The organism is Novosphingobium sp. BL-S-34, assembly GCF_056857015.1.
The window spans coordinates 1121599-1142338 of the sequence record NZ_CM166473.1; the positions used below are offsets into that span (position 1 = coordinate 1121599).

Annotated in this window: 16 protein-coding genes; 4 read left to right on the forward strand and 12 right to left on the reverse strand. The window is 67.1% G+C overall.

The annotated features are described in order from the left end of the window. Positions 1–17 precede the first annotated feature (17 nt). The 5 genes from AC1VV3_RS18840 to AC1VV3_RS18860 all read right to left on the reverse strand — a co-directional run bounded on the left by AC1VV3_RS18840 (position 18) and on the right by AC1VV3_RS18860 (position 6653). The gene (locus AC1VV3_RS18840; RefSeq protein WP_482963161.1) at positions 18–2591 is read right to left on the reverse strand and encodes an HWE histidine kinase domain-containing protein; all 2574 of its coding nucleotides are present in this window, start codon (positions 2589–2591) and stop codon (positions 18–20) included. 213 nt (positions 2592–2804) lie between these two features. After that, positions 2805–3080, reverse strand: coding sequence for a hypothetical protein (locus tag AC1VV3_RS18845; RefSeq protein WP_431567189.1), 276 nt, complete (start codon positions 3078–3080; stop codon positions 2805–2807). 117 nt (positions 3081–3197) lie between these two features. Next, positions 3198–3833 carry an OmpA family protein gene (locus AC1VV3_RS18850; RefSeq protein WP_482962106.1) on the reverse strand — a complete coding sequence of 212 codons (636 nt, stop codon included), beginning with the start codon at positions 3831–3833 and terminating at the stop codon, positions 3198–3200. After that, positions 3830–5668 (reverse strand): cation:proton antiporter, encoded by a 1839-nt coding sequence (locus AC1VV3_RS18855; protein ID WP_132265984.1) that lies wholly within the window; start codon positions 5666–5668, stop codon positions 3830–3832. The genes AC1VV3_RS18850 and AC1VV3_RS18855 overlap by 4 nt, the downstream gene beginning before the upstream one ends. A gap of 82 nt (positions 5669–5750) precedes the next feature. Then, positions 5751–6653 (reverse strand): LysR family transcriptional regulator, encoded by a 903-nt coding sequence (locus AC1VV3_RS18860; protein ID WP_482962107.1) that lies wholly within the window; start codon positions 6651–6653, stop codon positions 5751–5753. A 99-nt stretch (positions 6654–6752) separates the two neighbouring features. On the opposite strand from AC1VV3_RS18860, the gene AC1VV3_RS18865 reads away from it, so the two are divergent. Further along, complete coding sequence (locus tag AC1VV3_RS18865; protein WP_482962108.1) at positions 6753–8168, forward strand: aldehyde dehydrogenase family protein; 1416 nt, start codon at positions 6753–6755, stop codon at positions 8166–8168. A 38-nt stretch (positions 8169–8206) separates the two neighbouring features. Here the strand turns inward: AC1VV3_RS18865 and AC1VV3_RS18870 are convergent, their stop codons facing one another. After that, complete coding sequence (locus AC1VV3_RS18870; RefSeq protein WP_482962109.1) at positions 8207–11137, reverse strand: ATP-binding protein; 2931 nt, start codon at positions 11135–11137, stop codon at positions 8207–8209. 123 nt (positions 11138–11260) lie between these two features. Then, positions 11261–12352 carry a redoxin domain-containing protein gene (locus AC1VV3_RS18875; RefSeq protein ID WP_482962110.1) on the reverse strand — a complete coding sequence of 364 codons (1092 nt, stop codon included), beginning with the start codon at positions 12350–12352 and terminating at the stop codon, positions 11261–11263. Positions 12353–12560: 208 nt separating this feature from the next. Between AC1VV3_RS18875 and AC1VV3_RS18880 the strand changes: the two genes are divergently transcribed. Genes AC1VV3_RS18880 through AC1VV3_RS18890 form a run of 3 tightly spaced genes read left to right on the forward strand, consistent with a single transcriptional unit; the run spans position 12561 to position 15131 of the window. Then, positions 12561–13871, forward strand: coding sequence for an epoxide hydrolase family protein (locus AC1VV3_RS18880; RefSeq protein WP_482962111.1), 1311 nt, complete (start codon positions 12561–12563; stop codon positions 13869–13871). Between the two features lie 29 nt (positions 13872–13900). Then, positions 13901–14314: an organic hydroperoxide resistance protein gene (locus AC1VV3_RS18885; RefSeq protein ID WP_132265994.1), complete on the forward strand. Its 414-nt coding sequence runs from the start codon at positions 13901–13903 to the stop codon at positions 14312–14314. Between the two features lie 22 nt (positions 14315–14336). Beyond that, positions 14337–15131 (forward strand): alpha/beta fold hydrolase, encoded by a 795-nt coding sequence (locus AC1VV3_RS18890; RefSeq protein ID WP_482962112.1) that lies wholly within the window; start codon positions 14337–14339, stop codon positions 15129–15131. A gap of 87 nt (positions 15132–15218) precedes the next feature. On the opposite strand, the gene AC1VV3_RS18895 is transcribed toward AC1VV3_RS18890, so the two are convergent. The 5 genes from AC1VV3_RS18895 to AC1VV3_RS18915 form a co-directional block, all read right to left on the reverse strand. Next, a complete protein-coding gene (locus AC1VV3_RS18895) occupies positions 15219–15755 on the reverse strand; it encodes a cytochrome P460 family protein (RefSeq protein WP_482962113.1) in 537 nt (178 codons plus the stop codon). Next, positions 15752–16792, reverse strand: a complete 1041-nt coding sequence (locus AC1VV3_RS18900) for an alpha/beta fold hydrolase (RefSeq protein WP_482962114.1) — start codon at positions 16790–16792, stop codon at positions 15752–15754. Before AC1VV3_RS18900 ends, AC1VV3_RS18895 begins: the two co-directional genes overlap by 4 nt. 189 nt (positions 16793–16981) lie before the next feature. Further along, on the reverse strand, positions 16982–18280 hold the full coding sequence (locus AC1VV3_RS18905; protein ID WP_431567180.1) for a PQQ-dependent sugar dehydrogenase: 1299 nt from the start codon (positions 18278–18280) through the stop codon (positions 16982–16984). Beyond that, positions 18277–18663, reverse strand: coding sequence for a DUF2231 domain-containing protein (locus AC1VV3_RS18910; protein ID WP_482962115.1), 387 nt, complete (start codon positions 18661–18663; stop codon positions 18277–18279). The genes AC1VV3_RS18905 and AC1VV3_RS18910 overlap by 4 nt, the downstream gene beginning before the upstream one ends. A 162-nt stretch (positions 18664–18825) precedes the next feature. Then, the gene (locus AC1VV3_RS18915) at positions 18826–20454 is read right to left on the reverse strand and encodes a hypothetical protein (protein ID WP_482962116.1); all 1629 of its coding nucleotides are present in this window, start codon (positions 20452–20454) and stop codon (positions 18826–18828) included. Positions 20455–20740 lie beyond the last annotated feature (286 nt).

Sequence of the window (20740 nt, forward strand, 5' to 3'; positions counted from 1 at the left end):
GCGGGAAGCGGCTGATCCTATTCGATGGGCGTCAGGCCCAGCAGGTCTTCGACGGCCCGCGCCAGATTGTGCGTCGTATAGGGCTTCTGCACGACGATGCGCGAGCGATGCTCCTGCGGAAGCAGCGCCTGTTCGCCGTAGCCGGTTGCGAAGAAGAAAGGCACGCCCGCATCCGTCAGCCGGTCGGCCACGCCGAAGCTGGTCTGGTCGCCCAGGTTGATGTCGAGAATCGCGAGGTCCGGCATGCCGCCATCAAGCGCCCCATGCGCCCCTTCCGCGCTGGAAGCCGTATCGATCTCCGCGCCGAAACGGCCCAGGATGTCTTCCGCGTCGAGCGCGATGATCAGGCTGTCCTCGACGATCAACACCGACATGTCCGCCAGCAGATCGTGCGGGATCGGCATCTTCGACTGGGCCGGTCCATGCGAAATTCGGCGCGGGTTGGGCAGCTTGATCGTGGTGCCCTTGAAATTGCGCTGTTCGGAAAGGTGCCGTGCGGGAATGCGGAAGGTCGCCCGCACCCCGGCCGGATCGTAGACGATGTCCGCCGCGCCGCCCAGATCGTAGGGAACCGAACGCTTGATGATGGTCGTGCCGAAACCCTTGCGCGTGGGTTCCTTGACTGTCGGCCCCCCGCTTTCCGTCCAGGTCAGGATGAGGTCGTCGTTGTCGGCACGCTCCCAGGCGATCTGGACGATCCCCTCGCCCGAGAGGCTGCCGTATTTGGTGGAGTTCGTCACCAGTTCGTGAACCACCAGCGCCATGGAGGAATAGGCCTGCGGATTCAGCAGGATCGACGGCCCCTCGTAATGGATGGAGCTTTCCTTGTGCGCGGCGAAGGCGGCCGCTTCGGCATCGATCAGCGCCTGTAGCGGTGCCGGCCCCCAGTGATCGTCGGTAATCTGGTTGTGTGCGCGGGCGAGCGAATGGATGCGTCCATCGACCACCTCGACGAATTCCTTCACGGCATCCTCGTCAGGCTGGGACTGCCGCACCAGCCCCCGGATGACGCCGAGGATGTTGCGCACGCGGTGGTTCAGTTCCGCGATGAGCAGTTCCTGCCTGCCATTGGCCTGCTGCCGCTGCGCCGCGGCTTCATCGGCCAGGCGGAGCACCACTTCGATCAGCGTGGCGCGCAAGGTCTCGGCCACCCGCAGCTCGTGCTGCAGGAAAGGACGGGAGCGGCCTTCAACCTGCTCGTTCCATTCGGCGAAACTCTCGCGCGGCGTCAGGCGCGGGCCGTTCGGGCCATATTCGATCGGTTTGTGCGGATCTCCCGCCCAGCGCACGGACTGGCGCATTTCCGAGCGGAACAGCACGACGTAATCGCGCGGCGATCGCGAGATGGGAATGGCCAGCAGCCCGGCGGCGTCCCTGGCATAGCTTCCGGCCCCCTTGACCAGCGAGCCGATGTGATCGGTGGCAAAGACCTTGCCCGCCGCCGTGGCGTTGAGGGCGCGGACGATGGCGCGAAAGTCCTCGCTGGGCGGCACGGACCCGGAAAAGGCGTAGTTGCCATTGATCCACACGCCCACCCCATCGGCGGGGATCGCGCTCATCAGGATGTCGGCAAGCCAGTCGGGGTCCTTCAGCAGCGTTTCGTCCGACGCGACGGCGCTGAGGAGCTGGTCCGAGATATCGCGCGCGCGCCGCTCGTATTCGGCCATCTCCCGGCGCTCCCGGCTTTCCAGGCGCATGGAGAACATCTGGGCGAAAAGGTCGCTGACGGAGCGACGCTCGAACGTGGGCGAGATCGGCGAATAATGATGGCAGGCGAACAGCCCCCAAAGCTCGCCGTCCACGACGATGGAGATCGACAGCGAGGCCCTGACGCCCATGTTGCGCAGATATTCGATATGGATCGGCGAGACCGACCGCAGCACCGAAAGCGACAGGTCGAGCGGCTTACCTTCGGCATCCAGCTGGGGCACGATGGGAACCGGCACGGCATCGATATCGTGAATGACCCGCAGCAGGTTGCGCTTGTAGAGTTCGCGCGCCTGACGGGGAATGTCGCTGGCGGGATAGTGCAGTCCCTTGAAGGATCCGATACCGGCCTTGCAGGCCTCCGCCACCACTTCGCCGTCGCCGCCTGCCGCGAACTTGTAGACCATCACCCGGTCGTAGCCCAGCAGCGCGCGGACCTGGCGCGCGCCTTCCCGGTAGAAGGAGGCCAGGTCCGGCCGGGTGTCCAGCCGCGCCATCATCGCGCGTACCATGCCGCTGGAATCCCCGCTGGTCGGCACGCCGGGTTCGAATTCCAGGACGATCTGCCCTTGCGAGAGATGAAGCGCGAGGTCGTAGCACTGCCCGCCCTCGACCAGTCTCACGCCGAACATGCGCTCCACCGAATCCGGAGACACCAGATAGGCCATGCGGTTGCGCAAGTCATGGATCAGCGAGGCCGGGATGAAGCCGGAAAACGGCTGGCCGACAAGACTTTCAAGGGGAACGTCCAGCAGCGCCGCAATATTGGCGGAAACGCGCGAGATCACCCAGTCCGTGCTGAGAGCGATCAGGTAGCCGACGGGTTGGACGGCGCCCAGCAGGTGGATGGGTTCACGATCGCAGTTGGTCAGATCGACCGTCATACCAGTGTTCGTCACGTCGCCTCTTGATCTTCGACTGCCCGGTCGCGGCCCGGATGCGCCTTTGATTCCGCAATCCGGGTGCAACTCGCGAAACTCGGGCAAGTTGCTGGCTCTGCCGATTCATGCAATCGTTGCGACCGCGAAAAGTCCTGCCGCCGATTGCTGTCAGGCGCAAGCGAGAGACGCATGGCGCCTGCGAATTCGCGCCGCCGGTCAGGCGAGCGGATCGGGCGATGGTGTCGCATCGGGCTCGTCCCGGTCGGCCAAGGCCGCATCGACCATGGCGCTCCAGATCGCGCGGCAGCTGGCGCTTTCCAGAGCGAGATCCCCGGCCGCTTCCATGTGATCGTCGGGCTCGCGCAGGGCCAGGAGGGCGGCGGCAATGTCCGCTTTCAGCCGGTCCTGATCCGCCTCCGCCAGATCCTCCCAGCGCGCGGGTGCGGACTGTTGCTGCACCACGGCGCGTGCGGCTCGCTCGATGGGGGTCATGATAACGTGTTCCTCCTTAGGGCATGGGGCCGAAGGCGCAGGCCCGTCTCGAAAGAGACGGCAACCCTGCGCGTTCGGCCTGCACCATGCAAACGGAGAAACCGCCCCGTCGTTGCCTCAGGGCGTCGGCGAGACCGGCGCGGAGGGCTGCGGAGCGGCGATCTCCACCTCCACCCGGCGGTTCCTGGCGCGCCCTTCCTGGTCGTCGCTGCCATCGAGCTTGCGGTTGGGCGCGATGGGGCGCGCCTCTCCCAGCGCGACGACCGAAATGCGCGCTTTCGCCACTCCCTTGCTTTCGAGATAGTCGCGCGCCGCTTCCGCCCGCCTGCGCGAGGCGGCCAGGTTGTCGGCATCCGAACCGCGGGAGTCGCTGTGCCCCCAGATCGTGATCGCCCCGCCGGCCGCGAAAGCGGGCGTGGTCAGCAACCCGTCCAGCAGCGCACGCCCGGCCTCGTCGGGCCTGGCGCCCTTTGCCGGATAGGGCACGACGAGGTGGACCGTCTCGACCGGCGGTGCCTGGGTCGGCCCCACATCGACATCAGCGCGGATGATCGATTTCTTCGGCTCGTCCGCCGCAGGATCGGGTGCGGCGCTGGCGTCCGCGTCAGGAAGGGCGCTGTCGGGAACGACGCCATCGGGCGCTGCCCCCTGCGTGGCGCTATCGGTACTCTCTCCCTCGCTTCCGGTGCCCTGCTGGCAGCCGCCGAGGGCCGCCAGCAGGATCGCGGATGCGATCATGGGCGCGCTTTTCATGCTGTCGCCTCCTTGTTTTCAATCGTGTCGCGGGTGTTTTCGGGCTCGCCGTGGCGCGACGGGCCATAGGAAATGATCGTGTCGCCCGGTTGCGGGGTGGGCCGCGAGGCGTGCGTGAAGAACAGGATCCTGCCGTCCTTGCGCAGCAGGAACAGCATGTTCGCATCTTCCGGCAGCGCAGCCTGCGCATCGGCGAAGTCGAACTGCTCGCTAATGCGGGTCTTGCGGAAGGCCCAGCCCGCGCGTTCGTGCTCGGCGATTTCCGCCACGCCGATCCCGGAGGCGAACATCGCGCGGCCGCGCAAGGCTTCGGGCAAGCTGCGGTGGTCCTCGTCATCGCCCATCCCGCCGAGCTGATAAACCGAGTCCCGGCCGATGTCCGGGGCGAACTCGCTGCAGACGAGCGCATTGTAGGCTTCGTTGTCGGTCGTCGCGGCCAGGACCTGGAACTGCGTGAGGTCGAGCCGCTCGTCGGTCGATTCCGCCAGGATCTCTCCGTGGTAAGTGGCAATGCCGGCCTGCCGGGCGACGGAAAGGCGCTGCCAGCTGGTGTCCACGATCATCACCGGAACGTCGAGCTGACGCAGCTGGTTGGCCAGCGAGAGGCTCCACGAAGTGCTGCCCACGATCAGCAGCCCCTTCTTGCGCGCGCCCGTCACTTTCAGCCAGCGCGCCACGTAGCGGATGCTGAAACCATGCGCGAGGATAGTGGCCACGACCACCGAGAACGACAGCGTCACCAGGATGCTGCCGTCGCCGTAACCCAGCTGGTCGAGCCGGAGCGCGAAGAGGCCGGACATCGCCACGGCGACCACGCCGCGCGGCGCGATCCATGCCACCAACAGCCGCTCGTTCCAGGGGATCTTGCTGAAGGCCAGGCTCAGCAGCACCGTTGCCGGGCGAACCACGAACAGCAGCGCAAGCAGATAGGCGATGAAGCGCCACTCGAACTGGCGCAGCACTCCAAAGTCGAGCGAGGCGGACAGCAGCACGAAGACGCCCGAGATAAGGAGAACGGTGACGTTCTCCTTGAAGGGGTGAATGTCGCGCAGGGAATCCAGCCGCATGTTGGCGATGGCCACGCCCATCACCGTGACGGCGAGCAGACCGGTTTCCTGCTGGATCATGTTGGAGAGGACGAACGTGCCTATCACCGCCACCAGCAGGACGGGCGCCTTGAGATATTCCGGCACATGTCCGCGCGGGAAGGCCCAGGCGATGGCGCGGGCCACGGCATAGCCGATGAGCCCCGCCACGAGCGCGGCAGCCAGGAGGGCGGCCAGCACCGAAAGCAGCGTGCCGCCTTCGCCCGCCCGCCGCAGGTATTCGTAAGTGATGACGGCGCAGAGCGCGCCGAAGGGATCGTTGACGATCGCTTCCCACTTCAGGATCGCGCGCGGCCGCGGCGCGATGTTGCTCTGGCGCAGCAGGGGAATGACCACGGTGGGCCCGGTCACCACCAGAATGCCTGCGAACAGGATCGCGACCGGCCAGACCAGCCCCGCAACGTAGTAGCAGGCCACGGCGCCAAGCACCCAGCCCACGGGAATGCCTATCATCATCAGGCGCGTCACCGCGCCTTCGGTCTTTCTGAGTTCGCGGAAATTGAGGCTGAGGCCGCCTTCGAACAGGATCAGCGCCACCGCGACCGAGATCATCGGTTCCAGCAGGTCACCGAAAGTGTGTTCGGGAACGACGAGGCCGGTGACGGGACCTGCAAGGACACCGGCGGCGAGCATGAGGGCAATGGCCGGCCAACCGGTACGCCACGCGATCCATTGCGCGCCGATACCGAGGAAGCCGATCAGCGCGAAGACGAGGGCTTGCTGCTGCATGACGGGAGGCATAACCATCTCGGGCAGCCAAGGTAACCGGCGGGCACGAATTTTTTTCCCCAGCAAGCCCCTGAACGGATCGCTAGCCGGCCTCCGCCAGGTTTCGCTCCCGGATCAGCTGGACCAGGGCCCGCAGACCGGCCGGGGTATGGCGGTTGCCCGGATAATAGAGCGTGAGGCCCGGATAAGGCGGGCTCCAATCCTCCAGCACCGCCACCAGCCGGCCCTGCGCGACATGCTCCCTGACCGACCATTCGTTGAGATAGGCCAGCCCGATACCGGCCAGGACCGCTTCCTGCATCAGTGTCATCTCGTCCAGGACGAGGGCGCCGGGAACGTCGACTTCCACCGCCTCTCCCCGCCGCTCGAACTCCCATTTCCAGATCGCGCCGGTGGCCAGCCGCGCGCGGATGCAGCGGTGATGCAGCAGGTCCGCAGGCACTTGCGGCGTTCCCCATCGCGCGAGGTAACCCGGCGTGGCGACGACGATCATCCGCACCGGACCGCCGATGGGCACCGCGATCATGTCCTGCGGCACATGTTCCATCAGCCGGATGCCGGCGTCGAACCCTTGCTGCACGATGTCCACCAGCCGGCCTTCCGTCGCCAGCACCAGGTTCATGTCGGGGAAACGCGCCAGATATTCGAGGAAGATCGGGGTCAGGGTCATGCGGCCAGCCCCGGCGGATGTATTGATGCGCAGCGTGCCGGCGGGCGTGTCGCGGTGGCTGTTCACATCCTCGATGGCGCTGCCGATTTCCACGAGCGCAGGGGCGATGCGGGCAATGAATTGCGCCCCGGCATCCGTGGGCGAGACGCTGCGCGTCGTTCGGTTGAACAGCCGCACCCCCAGCCGCCGCTCCAGCGCCGCAACGCCGTGACTGAGCGCCGACGTCGACAGGCCCAATTCCTCGGCGGCAGCACGAAAACTGCCAAGACGCGCGATCATGACCACGCCTTCGAATTCGGCCAGGCCGCTCTTCATTATCCCTATTCCTTCATCAACCCATCCCGTTCTATCCTGCTTATCCAGATAATTCCACAGAACTACATCAGCCGGGTTCCCAGGAAAGGACCCAGTGACATGAAGACCATCGACACCATTTACATCGACGGGCAGTTCGTGACCCCGCACGGCACGGAATTGTTCGATCTCCACAATCCGGCCACCGCAGGCGTGATCGGGCAAGTTCGGCTCGGCGACGCGATCGACGCCCGCAAGGCGGTTGCTGCGGCACGGCGCGCTTTCCCGGCTATGGCGCGGACGAGCAAGGCCGAACGGTCCGCCATGCTGGAACGCCTGGCCGCAGCCCTGGAGACCCGCCGCGCCGAATTGCTCGATGCCGTGATCGAAGAATACGGCGCGCCGGTCTCACGCTCCGCCTGGATGGTGGACTACGCCGTGGGTGCCTTTCGCGAGGCGGCCAAGGCGCTGGAAGACTATGCTTTCGTGCGCCAGATGGGCACCGCCACGGTAACGATGGAACCGCTGGGCGTCGCCGCCATCATCACGCCCTGGAATGCCAATCCCGGGTTCATCGCTGCCCGGTTGGCCATGGTGATCGCGGCCGGGGCGACATGCGTGATCAAGCCCAGCGAAATGAGCGCACTGCAGACCCAGATCGTTACCGAAGCCTTGCATGAGGCACGGATCCCGGCGGGCGTCTTCAACATCGTCAATGGCCGGGGCGACGTGGTCGGTGCGGAACTCAGCGGCCACCCCGATATCGCGAAAGTCTCCTTCACCGGCTCCACGGTCACCGGCCGGGCGATCCTGCGCACCGCGGCCGAGACCTTCAAGCGAGTCACGCTGGAACTGGGCGGCAAGTCGCCGATGGTCGTGCTCGGCGATGCCGACTTCGACGCTGCCATCCCCTTCGCGCTCGCCGCCGGCTTCAACAACAGCGGCCAGGCCTGCATCGCGGGCACGCGCATTCTCGTCCCGGCGCACAGGCTGAAGGCGTTCGAGACCGGCATTCGGGAAGCCGTGGCGCATGTCCGGTCCGGTGATCCGCGCGATCCGGCAACGACGATCGGGCCCATGGTCAGCCAGCGCCAGTGGGACCGCGTGCAGTCCTACATTCGCAAGGGGCAGGAAGAAGGCGCGGTCCTGCTGGCCGGCGGCGAAGGCCGTCCCGAAGGCGCGGCCGAGGGCTGGTTCGTGAAGCCGACGATCTTCACCGGCGTGCGCAACGACATGACCATTGCCCGCGAGGAGATCTTCGGCCCCGTCCTTTCGATCATTCCCTACGAGGGCGACGAAGAGGCCGTCGCTATCGCCAACGACACCGACTACGGCCTTCACGCCTATGTCGCTGGCGGCGACCCGCAAAGGGCGCGCGCCGTGGCCGAGCGCATCCTGGCGGGCCGCGTCATCATCAACGGCGCGCCGATGGAAATGACCGCCCCGTTCGGCGGCTTCAAGCACTCGGGCCTCGGCCGGGACAACGGCGCCTTCGGCATCGAAGCCCTGCTGGAGGCCAAGGCCATCATGGGCTGAGCCCCCGGTTTCGCAGGGCTCCGCCTTGCGACGCCGCCCTACGACAGGGAAGCGAGCAGCGTTTCGGCCCGCCCAAGATCGCGATCCTGGGCGGGCCGTGACATATCGTGCCGGGCCTGCTCGACAAGCGCCCTGGCCTCATGGGCCTTGCCCTCCTGGACCAGCGTCGCCGCCAGATCGAGCGCGGCGCGCAGTTCCCACGCACGGGCGCCCTGATCGCGGGCGAGACTGCGCGCTTCCTCCAGCAATGCCCGCGCCGCGCCTGCCTCATCGGCGCTGGCCGCACCGACTATCGCGGCCTTGATCCGCAGCAGTTCCGGCAAGGCGATGCGCTCTTCATTGGCGGTGCAGCGGGCAATGGTGGCATCGACGACCTGCCGCGCATCCTGCAGCCGGCCCTCCGCGGCCAATCCGCGCGCCAGGGCGATCGAGAACGGCGTCGTCAACAGATCGTAGCGCGCCGCGCGCAGAAGCGAGAGGCTCTCCTGCAGCGCCAGAACGGCCGCGGCATGATCGCCCCGCTCCACGGCCACTTCGCCCCGGAAACCCCCGGCGGCCGCGATATAGGGGCCGAGCGCGTTGACTTGGGCGCTATCGGTGAAAGCCGCCAGCGTCTGGTCCACCAGCGCCATCTCGCCCATCCACAAGTAGACCGAGAAAGCCCATATGAGCGCGATGCAATGCGTTACCGGATGATCCAGCCCCGCCGCCTCGCGCACCGCCTGCTCTGCCAGAGCGCGCGCAGCCATGGGTTCGCCGGAGAGCCACAGGGTCCGCGCGAGGGCAATGGTGGACCGGTTGCGATGATCGAACCCGAAAGCGATCGTCCGGCTGCGCTCGGAAGGCGGACTGGCCGCCAGCGCGCGTTCCAGGTCGTGCCGGGCGCGGGTCTGGTCGCCTGCCAGGTGATGGGAGATCCCCGAAAGCGAATAGGCCACCGCCAGGGCCTCGGATTCTCCGATCGCCTCGGCAATCTCCACCGCCCGTTCGGCATGGCGCATGGCGACTTCGTATTCGCCGATGCGCTCGTGGAAGATGTGCAGGCGGGCCAGCGTGCAGAGCTGCCCCCAGCGATCGTCCAGCGCAGTGCCGATTTCCAGCGCGCGGGTGAGCGCCGCCCCTGCTTCGGGACTGTTGCCGCGGGTGAACATCAGCGCGATGCCCAGCGCGCTCTGCAATTCCAGTTCCATCGCACTGCCGCGCTGCTCCGGCTCCAGCGCCGCGATGGCGCGGGCCGCCCAGGTGCGGCACTCCACGAGGTGCGACAGATTGAGGAAGACCCGCAGGCTGGCGGCGGCCAGACGCACGGCGAGCTTCAGGTCTCCCTCCGGCCCGAAGCTCCAGTCCAGGGCGCTGCGGATATTGCCCAGTTGCGGCCGAAACGAGCGCGGGTCCTGGAAGGCGGCGGCATCCTGCGCCGCGATCGCTTCCAGTTCCGTCAGGAAGAACGCCGCATGACGCCGGGTGGTGGCCCGAAGCTCCTCCGGTCCGCGCCCGGCAAGCTTTTCCTTGGCATAGGCGCGGGTCATCTCCAGCAGGCGATAAGTCCCCGTGCCGCGCAGGCGATTGGGCGAAATGAGCGACTTGGCCGTGAGTTCGTCGAACGAGGCCGCCACTTCGTCCGAACCGAGCGCGGCATCGCTCACCACATAGATGGCGGCATCGATCGAGAAGGGGCCGACGAAGACGGAGAGCCGGTCCAGCACGGTTCGTTCGGCCGGGGAGAGCAAGTCGTAACTCCAGTCCAGCGCGGCGCGAAGGGTCTGCTGGCGCGGCTGCGCGGTGCGCCGCCCTGCCCATGCAAGGCTGAAACGCTCGCCGATCTGGCGGGCCGTAGCCGCCACCCCGTGAGCGGCGACGCGCACGGCCGCCAGTTCGATAGGCAGGGCCATGCCGTCCAGCCGGAGGCACATCCCGGCGATGAGGCGGGCATCCTCCGCGTCGATTTCCAGCGCACTGTCGGCCGCCCGCGCCCTTTCGCAGAACAACTGCACGGCGGGATAGGCCAGCAATTGCGCCCGCGTCATGCCATCCGGATCCTCGGGATAGTCCAGCGCGTCGAGGCGGTGGACATGTTCCCCCCTCACCCGCAACGGCTCCCGCGAGGTCGCGACGATCCGCACTTGCGGCGCGGCTTCGGTGATCCGCTCGACGATCTCTGCCGCCTGCTCCACGACATGCTCGCAATTGTCGAGCAGCAGCAGGAACGGCCGGTCACGCAAGTGGCCCAGGATCACCGCGGCGGGATCACCGCTATGCACGGATATGCCCATGGCCCCGGCGATCATCGGCGGCACGAGCGAGGGGTTCTCCAGCATGCCGAAGTCGACGAAGGCGGCATCGCCCGCGAAACGCGCCGTCAGCCGGTGGCCGATCTCGACCATGAGCGACGTCTTCCCCACGCCGGCCGGGCCGGCGATGGTGAATATCGGGGTATCGACCACGCGGTTCAGCAGGAGTTCCACATCGCGCTCACGGCCGATGAGGTGCGGCAGCGGCGGCGGGATATTGGTCGTGAAGCCTTCGGCCACCTTCGGTGTCGTGACGTCCGGCGGGGAACCGGCCTCCGCCGGTCTCTCGACCGGGGCGACGAAGGCGTAGCCGACGCCGACTTGCGTGGCGATGTAGCGCGCGCCGCCACCCTGATCGCCCTCGCCTGCCCCGCCGCCTTCGCCTGCCTTACCGCCTTCGCCTGCCTTACCGCCTTCGCCCAGAATCTTGCGCAGACCCGCCATGTGGAAGCGCAGGCTGCCGTCTTCCACCACCACATCGGGCCATACGCGCCGAAGCAGTTCGCGCTTGGACAGGACGCGGCCGGGCTGTTCGGCCAGGGCAACGAGCAAGTCGAACGAACGCCCGCCGATCTCCACCGGCTGTCCGTCACGCGTCAGCAGACGCGCGCCGGGAGAGAGGCAGAACGGCCCGAACACCATCTGCTCGCCGAACGCCGGGTTGTCCTGATCCGCCACGATATCGCCTGTCCTCTGGATCCCCGCCTGCCGCTATGTGTCGACGGGATCACACAAACCTGACTAGGCGTTTTCAGCAGTTTCCTTCCCAGATCAAGACACGGTGCGCAAAGGAGGGCGGGATTATCCAAATGTAACCGAATAGGCGCGGACGCCCGGCTGCGAGAATTCGATGCGAACCGTGCGATCGGTGACGGCGCCGTGCTGGCGGACGATCTGGTAGAGCCGGTCCTGCCGCAACTCGCCCCAGCCGGCCGCGTCGGTATCCGCGCCATGATCGGCGCCGGGGGCCGCGCCGTCGATGGTCACCCGGAAGCGCACGGGCTTTCCACCGGCAGGCGCGCCGAGCACGAAGTGGGCATCGCGGGCATGGAACCGAAAGCGAATGGAGCCGTCCGAACCGCCCGACACGGCGAATTCCGGCCCCACGCTCCAGTCGCCGGACAAGTCCCAGCGGTTCAGAGGCAGCGCCCGCGCGGGAACATAACGATGTGCGGCATCGCGCTCGAACCCGCCGGGCGAGGCGAAGGCGGCCGCCTTGGCATAGCCGAGATAGGCTTCCGGCGATCTCAGGTTGCGCCAGTCGGCTTCGACTTCGATGCCTTGCCCCGTGATCGAGGCCAGCGGCACGCCCGAAACGTCATGGCCAGCCTCGGTCAGGAGCTTGCGCAGCAGTTGCTCGGCCTGGTCGTAACCGCCTTCTCCCACGCGATAGGCGCGGACCTGGCCTTTCGCGTCGATGAAATAGAAGCCCGGCCAGCCCTCGTTCGCAAAGGCGCTCCAGATCACATAGTCGTTGTCCTGAAGGTTGGGATAGCCGATGCCCAGCGCGGCAACGGCGCTGCGGACTTTGGCGGGATCGTGCTCGAAGCCGAACTCCGGCGCATGGACGCCGACCACCTGCAATCCCTTGTCTCCATAGCGATCGCTCCAGGCACGCAGATAAGGCAGCGCCCGCAGCGAGTTGATGCAGGAGTAAGTCCAGAAATTCACCAGCACCACTTTGCCGCGCAGCGTCGGAGCGCCCTGCGGCGCCAGCCATGGCCGAGCCCGTTCCAGCAGGTCGATCGGCCCGATGCGGGAGGGAGTGGCTGCGGCGACGGCGTCGCCGTCCTGCAGCGGGCGGGCCAGCGCCTCGCGGCAGCAGAGCGCCGTCGTGCTTCCAGCGGTCATGAGGGCGGCGGCGATGAAGCCCAGCGAGCGGTTCGTTGTCATGGCGGATGGCTCCCTTGGATGGAGGCCGCGTTCTAGGCGCCGGTAAGGCAGTCCTGCACGCCAGCTTGCGTTAGCTGCGCGCAGTTTCGCCCGGGGCGGCGGCGCACAACAGGCGCTAACGCGGCATCACCGCAGCTAACGGGCATACCGCGACGATCCCTCTACTTTGTCCGCCACACGGCCCGGAGACCGGCCAAGGAGAAGAGAGATGATCGCAGACAATCTGACATCGCGCCGGAATTTCGTGGCCGGGGCGGGAACGGCCGCGGTGGCCCTGGCCGCCCTGCCCGGCACGGCCCGCGCGCTGGCATCGGACGATGCGCTCGGGGCGGCCGCCATGCCCGGAAAGGCCGGTAGCGTCCGCCCGTTCCGGGTCACGGTGCCTGCGGAGCGGATCGCGGCCATGAAGCGCCGTATCGCCGAAACCCGCTGGGCCGATCCCCAGCCCGTGGAGGACGACAGCCAGGGCGTGCGCCGCCAGACGTTGCAGCCACTCATGGCCTACTGGGGCGGCGCCTACGACTGGCGGCAGGTGGAGGCCCGCCTCAATGCCCTGCCGATGTTCATGACCGAAATCGACGGGCTGGACATCCACTTCATCCATGTGCGCTCCCGCCATGAGCACGCCATGCCGATGATCCTCACCCATGGCTGGCCCGGCTCCGTCCTGGAATTCCTGAACGTCATCGCTCCGTTGACCGACCCGACCGCCCATGGCGGCACGGCCGAGGATGCCTTCCACCTCGTCATCCCCTCGATCCCGGGCTTCGGGTTTTCGGCCAGGCCGACCACGCCGGGTTGGGGATCGGACCGGATCGGCCGCGCCTGGTCCACGCTGATGCTGCGGCTCGGTTACGACCGCTATGTCAGCCAGGGCGGCGATTGCGGATCGGTGATCTCTCAGCGTATGGCGCTTCAGCATGTGCCGGGCCTGCTGGGCATCCATCTCAACATGCCCGCCGTGGTCCCGGCCGACATCGCCCGGACCCTGGCAGCGGGAGATCCCGCACCCGGCCAGCTCTCGGCCAAGGAACGCCGGGCTTTCGAGCAGCTCCAGGCCTTCTATCGCGATAACTCGGCCTATGCCGCGATGATGAACACCCGGCCGCAGACCATCGGCTATTCGCTGGTGGATTCGCCCGTGGGCATGGCCGCCTGGATGTACGAGAAGATCGCCCAGTGGACCGACAGCGGGGGGCAGCCGGAGCGCGTCCTGGGCCGCGAGGCGATACTCGACGACATCTCGCTCTACTGGCTGACCGAAACCGGGGCTTCGGCCGCGCGGATCTATTGGGAAGACCATTCGAACAACTTCAACGCGCGCGGCATCATCGACCTGCCCGTGGCCGTCAGCGTCTTCCCGGGCGAGATCTTTCGCGCGCCTAAAAGCTGGGCCGAGCGCTGCTACCGCAACCTGTTCTACTTCAACGAGACAGAAACCGGCGGCCATTTCGCCGCCTGGGAGCAGCCGGCGCTCTTCGCCCGGGAACTGCGCGCTGCCTTCCGCTCCCTGCGCTGACGAACCCCTCAATTAAAAGGAGAATACCCATGTCCGACATCAAGACGCTCTATACCGCCGAAGTCCATGTCACCGGCGGCCGCGAAGGCAAGGCCCGCAGTTCCGACGGGCGCCTCGACATCGCGCTGTCCACCCCCGGCACGGCAGGCCAGGGCACCAATCCGGAGCAGCTCTTTGCCGCCGGCTGGTCGGCCTGTTTCGAGGGCGCGATGGGCATTGCCGCCGCGACCAGGGGCGTGACGCTCCCGAGCGACCTTTCCATCGATGCCCATGTCGAACTCCGCCACGGCCCGGACGGCTATGCGCTGGCAGCAAGGCTCGACGTCCATGTGCCCGGGCTCGAGCCGGACCTCGCGCGCCAGATCATCGAAGCGGCGCATCGCACCTGCCCTTACTCCAAGGCGGTGAAGGGCAACATCGACACCGTCGTGGCCCTGGCCTGACCCTGTAACGGAGATTTCCATCATGAAGACTGTCCTTGCCGGCGCACTGGCCCTGGCTGCAGGCGCGCTCGTTCCCTATGCCGCGGCAGAGGCGCAGACGCGCACGCCGACACCGAAACCGACGATCGTGTTGGTCCACGGCGCCTTTGCGGATTCCTCCAGCTGGAACGGCGTCATTTCCGTGCTCCAGCACGACGGATATGCCGTGGTTGCCGCGCCTGACAACTTGCGCGGGGTCCGTGCGGACGCCGCTGTCGTTTCGGACGTGGTGAAAAGCATTGCCGGACCCGTGGTGCTGGTCGGCCATTCCTACGGAGGCTCGGTCATCTCCGAGGCGGCCGATGGACTGCCGAGCATCAAGGGGCTGGTCTACGTCTCCGCCTTCGCGCCGGACACGGGCGAGACCGCATTGGGTCTGACCGGCAAGTTTCCCGGCAGTACGCTCGCTCCGGCACTGGCGCCGCCCGTCCCGATCGCGGGCGGCGGCAAGGATCTCTACATCCTTCAGGCCCGTTTCCGCGACCAGTTCGCGGCCGACGTGCCAGCAGCGGAGGCACGCCTGATGGCGGCCGGACAGCGCCCGGTGGCCGAGGCCGCGCTCTCCGAACCCTCGACCGCGCCGGCCTGGAAGCATGTGCCTTCGTGGTTCGTCTATGGCGATGCCGACCGGAACATTCCGCCGGCCGCCCTGCACTACATGGCCGAGCGCGCGCAGTCGCGGCAGACGGTGGTCGTGAAGGGCGGCTCGCATGTCGTCATGGTGTCGCACCCGGCCGAAGTCGCGGCGCTGATCGAGCGGGCCGCCATGGCCAAATAGGACGGCAACGCCGGTGCGGGCGATAGCGTCCCGCACCGGCGTCATGGCCAGCGACTGGCGGCAAGCGGGCGATCGATGTCGCCCGCTTCAGCGTGCGTAGTCGGTGAAGACCCGGTCCGCATCCGGTTCGCCCGCGTCAAGCCTGGCATGGCAGGCCGCGCAGGAGCGTGTCAGTGCCTCGTCGGGGTCAGGCCTTCCGTCCTCGAACTGGCCGTAGCCCCATCCGCCGCTGGCCGCATAGCGCCGCGCATCCTTGACGCTGACCTGGACGTTAGTGGCCGCCCCCGCCACGAAGGACTGCGGAGCGGGAAACACCGCATCGTTCCGGGGCGACGATTCGAAGCGCCAGGCCAGCCGCACGATCACCGCGCCATCGGGGAACGGCCGCGTTCCCGCGCGATAGGCGCGCAAGGCGATCTCGTTGCCCAGGATCGCACGGATGTCGTTGTTCTTGCCCGCCTCGTGCGCGACGCTGATGAGCTTCCAGTCGCGGTAGCCCTCCGGCAACCTCACGCCGTAGACAGGAGCCGCTTCCCTCTGCCGGTCCTGGGCCGCCACCATGGTGGACAGGCCCAGGACCGCCGCAGCCAGCGCGAGGCAGCAGGCACCGGGACGCAGCGTCATGCCAGCTTCCCCGCATCGAGCACGGCCTTGGCGAAGGCCTCGGGCGCCTCCTGCGGCAGGTTATGGCCGATCCCGCCGGTGATGAGGCGATGCTCGTAGGGGCCGGAGAACTTCGCGCGGTAAGCGCCAGGTTCCGGGTGCGGCGCGCCGTTGGCATCGCCCTCCATGGTGATCGCGGGAACGATGATCGCAGGCGCCGATGCAAGCTGCGCCTCGGCAGCGTCGTACTGCGCCTCGCCCTGCGCCAGGCCGAGCCGCCACCGGTAGTTGTGAATGACGATATCGACGTGGTCCGGATTGGCGAAGGACGCGGCCGAGCGCGCGTACGTCTCGTCGTCGAAAGCCCAGCGGGGCGAGGCCTGCTGCCAGATGAGGCGGTTGAAGGCTTTGGTGTCGGCCGCATAGCCGGCGCGGCCGCGCTCGGTGGCGAAGTAGAACTGATACCACCATTGCAGTTCGGCCTTGGGCGGCAAGGGCTTGGCATTCCCCGCCTGGCTGCCGATCAGGTAGCCGCTGACCGATACCAGCGCCTTGCACCGCTGTGGCCAGAGCGCCGCCATTATGTCCGCCGTGCGGGCGCCCCAGTCGAACCCGGCGACGATGGCCTGCCGTATCCCGAGCGCATCCATCAAGGCAATGCCGTCTGCCGCCAGCGCGGCCTGCTGGCCATTGCGCGGGCTGGCCGCCGACCGGAAGGTGGTCGTGCCGAAGCCGCGCAAGTGGGGAACGATGACGCGGTGCCCCTGCGCGGCCAGGATCGGGGCGACCTGGGCGAAGCTGTGGATGTCGTATGGCCAACCGTGGAACAGCAGCACGGGCTGCCCGGAAGACGGGCCCATTTCCACGTAGCCGATGTCGAGCGTGCCGGCAGCGATCTGCCGCACCGGCTCAAGGGCAATGGATGCCTGCCGCACGGGCGCGGCCGCCATGGCGCTTTTCGGCCCGAGACCAGCCACCATGGCCGCTGCCAGCGCCGCGGCGCCGGCGATGAATTCGCGCCGCCGGGAAGGGGTAAGAATGGGCGTTTCGTTGAGCATGACGACCTCCTTGTCTGCCAGGAAGTCATAAACGGGCCGCGCCGATCCGGCTTGTTAATTGGCGTGAGGTTCTGTGAGCGCAGCGGAAAACGACTTCATTTCATCGCCCTGAACCGGAGCCACCCTTTCCGAAGGCCGAGCCGCCGCGTGCGATGGTTTCAATCCAGCGCAGGCGGCGGCCAGGAAGTGTCAGGGCCGGACAGGCGCCACGCGCCAGACGGTGTTCGAAAGATCGTCGGCCACCAGCAGCGCTCCGCCCACCGGATCGTAGGCGACGCCCACCGGCCGGCCGCGGGCATGACCGTCCTTGATGAAGCCGGTCAGGAAGTCCTGCGGCTTGCCGGAGGGGCGGCCATTGGCGAAGGGCACCCAGACCACCTTGTAGCCGGAGAGGTCCTGCCGGTTCCAGCTGCCGTGCTCACCGACGAAGGCCCCTTGCGCGAAGTTGCCGCCGAGGCCCGTTCCCGTGACGAAGGACAGCCCCAGCGCGGCGACATGGGATCCCAGCGCATAGTCGGGACGGATCGCCGCACGCACCATGGCAGGCTTCTGCGGATGGACGCGGGGGTCCACGTTCTGCCCCCAGTAGCTATAGGGCCAGCCGTAGAAGCCCCCGTCGCGCACGGAAGTGAGATAGTCCGGCACCAGTTGCGGGCCCAGTTCGTCGCGCTCGTTGGCCACTGTCCAGAGCTGGGCATTGGCGGGATTGATGGCCATCGCCGTGGGATTGCGCACGCCGGAAGCATAAGTCCGGTGCGCGCCCGTCTGCCGGTCGATTTCCCAGATCTGCGCCCGGTCCTGCTCCACGTCGAGGCCGCGCTCGCCGATATTGCTGTTGGAGCCGATGCCGACATAGAGCTTCGAGCCATCGGCCGAGGCCGTCATCGCCTTGGTCCAGTGATGGTTGATGCGCGAAGGCAGCTTCACGAGTTCCACGCCCGGACCTTCCGCGCGGGTCATGCCGTCGCGATAGGGGAAGCGGATCACCGCATCCTGATCCGCCACGTAGATGTTCCCGTCGGCATAGGCGAGGCCGTAGGGCGCGTTGAGCCCGGTCGCGAATTCGGTGCGCAAGTCCGGCTTGCCGTCGCCATTGGTGTCGCGCAGCAAGGTCACGCGGTTGCCGCCCTTCACCGAGGTCTTGCCCATGGACTTGATGTAGCCGGCGATCACGTCTTTGGGCCGCACGGTCGGCGCGTCCTGGCCGCCCATGCCTTCCGCCACGAGGATGTCGCCATTGGGCAGCACCAGGATCTGGCGCGGCACCTTGAGCCCGGTGGCGATGGCGGTGACGGCAAAGCCGGCCGGCGCCCTGGGCGCTTCACCGTTCCAGCCCGCCGGAGTGGCGATGTTCATGGGCGGCAACAGGGTCTGCCGCTGCTTCGGCAGGTCCGGCTGCGCGCCGGTCTGGTCGAGATCGGGATTGCTGCTGCCGCAAGCCGCGAGCGCCAGCGCCGATGCGCCGATGGCGATATGGCGAAAGATCATCGGCCTGCCTCCACTGCCAGAACGCGGCCTTGCGAATGGCCCACCCAGCCCGCGGCCAGCGCGAGGATCGTGCTCAGAACCGAGAGCACCACGCCCATCGTTCCCACCGAAGCCCAACCGTCATGGCTGTGCTGGAAGGCGTTGAACAGCCCCGCGATCCACGCGAGCGCCAGCAGCACCGTCACCACGCCGTTATGGCGCCGCTCCACCCGCTCCCGCGCGGCCCAGGTGGCGATGGCGCTCCAGAGCAGTGCAAACCCGCCGAACAGCAGCGCGCCGGTAATCAGCCAGGCGGAGAAGTTGGTCCACTGGATCTGCGCGGTCTTCACGTAAGTCACGTCGGACAGGAGCGCGCTGGGGAACAGCGCGACTGGAAAGGCCATCAACAGCGCGTGAAGCGGATGAAGCGACCGGCGAAGCGGACGGATAGGCCGGACGGCCGGCTGCGCACTGAGCAAGGTGGATCTCCCGATGGGAAGGGATAAGTATCGCTCCTGCAAATGCCCGGTATGCCGTTTTGTTTCGTCGCAGGGCGTCGGTCCTGCTCATGGCACGAGGCTGGTCACCTCCAGCCGCTGGCCGGCATAGCTGGCGAAGCCGCCACTGCGCGGCTGGCCCTGCCCGTCGCGCGAGAAGTCGATCGCGCTGGGCCGCGCGCCCGAAAGCGACCCGAAAGTCACTTTCAGCTTCATCTCACCGGGCTTCGGACCGGCTAGAACGATGTCGGCCTCATAGGTCGATGCACCGGCGGGATGGACATGCGTGGTCTCGCGGCCGTTGTAGACGGCGGCGCCATCGTCGCTGAAATCGACATAGGTCTTGGAGATCGTCGCCGCTGTCCGTTCATAGGCGATGTACCCGGAGGTCCGGCCATAGACCTTCACGTTCACCGCCTTCGCCTGATCGGCCAGTTTCGGAACTTCGGTCATATCGGAAGACGCATAGGTCATCCGTTCGGGCGTCGCGCGCGCCTTCACCGCGGGGCCGGGCCGGTATTCGGGCAGCCACACCATGCGGATGCGCTTCGTGGAGCTGCCCCTGCGGTTCTCGATCCACATTCCCCTTTTGCCATCCGGATTCCAGGACAGCGGCGAGTTGAACACCCAGCCCGCCTCGGCGCCCAGGTCCTTGCCGAGGTAGCCGTCCTGTCGCTGCGAGGCGGCGATATCGATGAGCGCCGGACCTACGCTGCCCTCACGCGAACTGCGCACGCCGGTAACGGCATAAGTATAGGCGAACATGCTCAGCCCCATGTTGAGCGCGGCGGGATAGGGCCGCGGCATCAGGCCCAGGATGGCCGGGTCGGTCTGCGCCGAAAACCGCGTCGTCATCGTCAGCCCCAGGCGTTCGTCGGGCGAGAAGATGGTGGTTTCGGTATAGCCAGGCGTATCGGTGACGGCCTGAAGGCCGCCGCTCGCCAGGTCCAGCGTGACCGAGTCCGGCAAGTCGCGCCTGATCGCCCCCACCAGCGAGAGCGCCGTGCCGCCTTGCACGAACTGCTTCACTTCGCCGCCGCGGACAGGCTGCGGGATCACCCCATCGGCATGGCGCGGGTCCGCGGCGAAAGGTTCGCGCGTGCTGACGATGCGCGGCGCGGTGATCCGGTAGCTGTCGCCTTGCCGCTGCAAGGCGCCCGTGAACACGGCCGCGGAGAAATTCGCGAAGAGCGTCGTCCAGGCGACGTGCCGATTGTCTGGAGCGATCACCATTTCCGACCAGCGATGGGCGATATGATCGCCGTCCGCGACTTCGGACGGGTAGAGCACCGGGATCAACCGGGCCTTTTCGCAAGTCTCCAGCGGGGTCGCGCATTCGATCACGAAGTCGCCGAGGAATATCCGGCGATCGTCGGGAAAGACCATGAAGCGAAGGCCGTTGTCCTTCGGGCGTTCGGGGATCCGTCCCGCGAAGAACGGCCGAAGGGCGCTGCCGTCGTCGTTCATTGTCGCCAGCGTCAGGTCCCGCTCGTCCCCGCCGGCATGGCTTTGATAGGCGACGAGGACTTTGCCGGAGGGCGTGTATGTCGCCGAAATCAGCTGCTCGCCCTGGGCAAAAGGAACGGTGGCCAGATCGGCCCGGCCGATGGGAGCGGGATTTTGCGGCTCTGCCGCGGCATCGGCAGCGATGAGGAATATCGCGCTGCCCAGCAGCAATACGCGTGATGCGACAGCCATTGTTTCATTCTCCAGTCGGCGCGGTGGCTGCGCCTGCCCCATGATCGTCATGAATTGTGCCCGCGTTTTCGAGCATGGCGTGGCAGAGGCTTCGCAAATGGCGGTTCGCTGGCAAGAACGATTGCGTTAGCGGGTCGAACCCCTTGCAAATCCTGCGCTTTTCAGCCGCTTTTCCCGTTCGCGGTTCGCGAATGGGAAACCTGTTTGCGTGAATTGGCCAACCGGACCCAACGGAGTGGCTGGTCCTGCTGCCTATCTCAACTCGATTTCCGCTGCGTATGGCGCG

Bases quoted from the DNA above. Each gene is read 5' to 3' on its own strand.
- AC1VV3_RS18840 (WP_482963161.1), bottom strand. From the start codon at position 2,591: ATGACGGTCGATCTGACCAACTGCGATCGTGAACCCATCCACCTGCTG.
- AC1VV3_RS18845 (WP_431567189.1), bottom strand. From the start codon at position 3,080: ATGACCCCCATCGAGCGAGCCGCACGCGCCGTGGTGCAGCAACAGTCC.
- AC1VV3_RS18850 (WP_482962106.1), bottom strand. From the start codon at position 3,833: ATGAAAAGCGCGCCCATGATCGCATCCGCGATCCTGCTGGCGGCCCTC.
- AC1VV3_RS18855 (WP_132265984.1), bottom strand. From the start codon at position 5,668: ATGCAGCAGCAAGCCCTCGTCTTCGCGCTGATCGGCTTCCTCGGTATC.
- AC1VV3_RS18860 (WP_482962107.1), bottom strand. From the start codon at position 6,653: ATGAAGAGCGGCCTGGCCGAATTCGAAGGCGTGGTCATGATCGCGCGT.
- AC1VV3_RS18865 (WP_482962108.1), top strand. From the start codon at position 6,753: ATGAAGACCATCGACACCATTTACATCGACGGGCAGTTCGTGACCCCG.
- AC1VV3_RS18875 (WP_482962110.1), bottom strand. From the start codon at position 12,352: ATGACAACGAACCGCTCGCTGGGCTTCATCGCCGCCGCCCTCATGACC.
- AC1VV3_RS18880 (WP_482962111.1), top strand. From the start codon at position 12,561: ATGATCGCAGACAATCTGACATCGCGCCGGAATTTCGTGGCCGGGGCG.
- AC1VV3_RS18885 (WP_132265994.1), top strand. From the start codon at position 13,901: ATGTCCGACATCAAGACGCTCTATACCGCCGAAGTCCATGTCACCGGC.
- AC1VV3_RS18890 (WP_482962112.1), top strand. From the start codon at position 14,337: ATGAAGACTGTCCTTGCCGGCGCACTGGCCCTGGCTGCAGGCGCGCTC.
- AC1VV3_RS18895 (WP_482962113.1), bottom strand. From the start codon at position 15,755: ATGACGCTGCGTCCCGGTGCCTGCTGCCTCGCGCTGGCTGCGGCGGTC.
- AC1VV3_RS18900 (WP_482962114.1), bottom strand. From the start codon at position 16,792: ATGCTCAACGAAACGCCCATTCTTACCCCTTCCCGGCGGCGCGAATTC.
- AC1VV3_RS18905 (WP_431567180.1), bottom strand. From the start codon at position 18,280: ATGATCTTTCGCCATATCGCCATCGGCGCATCGGCGCTGGCGCTCGCG.
- AC1VV3_RS18910 (WP_482962115.1), bottom strand. From the start codon at position 18,663: ATGGCCTTTCCAGTCGCGCTGTTCCCCAGCGCGCTCCTGTCCGACGTG.
- AC1VV3_RS18915 (WP_482962116.1), bottom strand. From the start codon at position 20,454: ATGGCTGTCGCATCACGCGTATTGCTGCTGGGCAGCGCGATATTCCTC.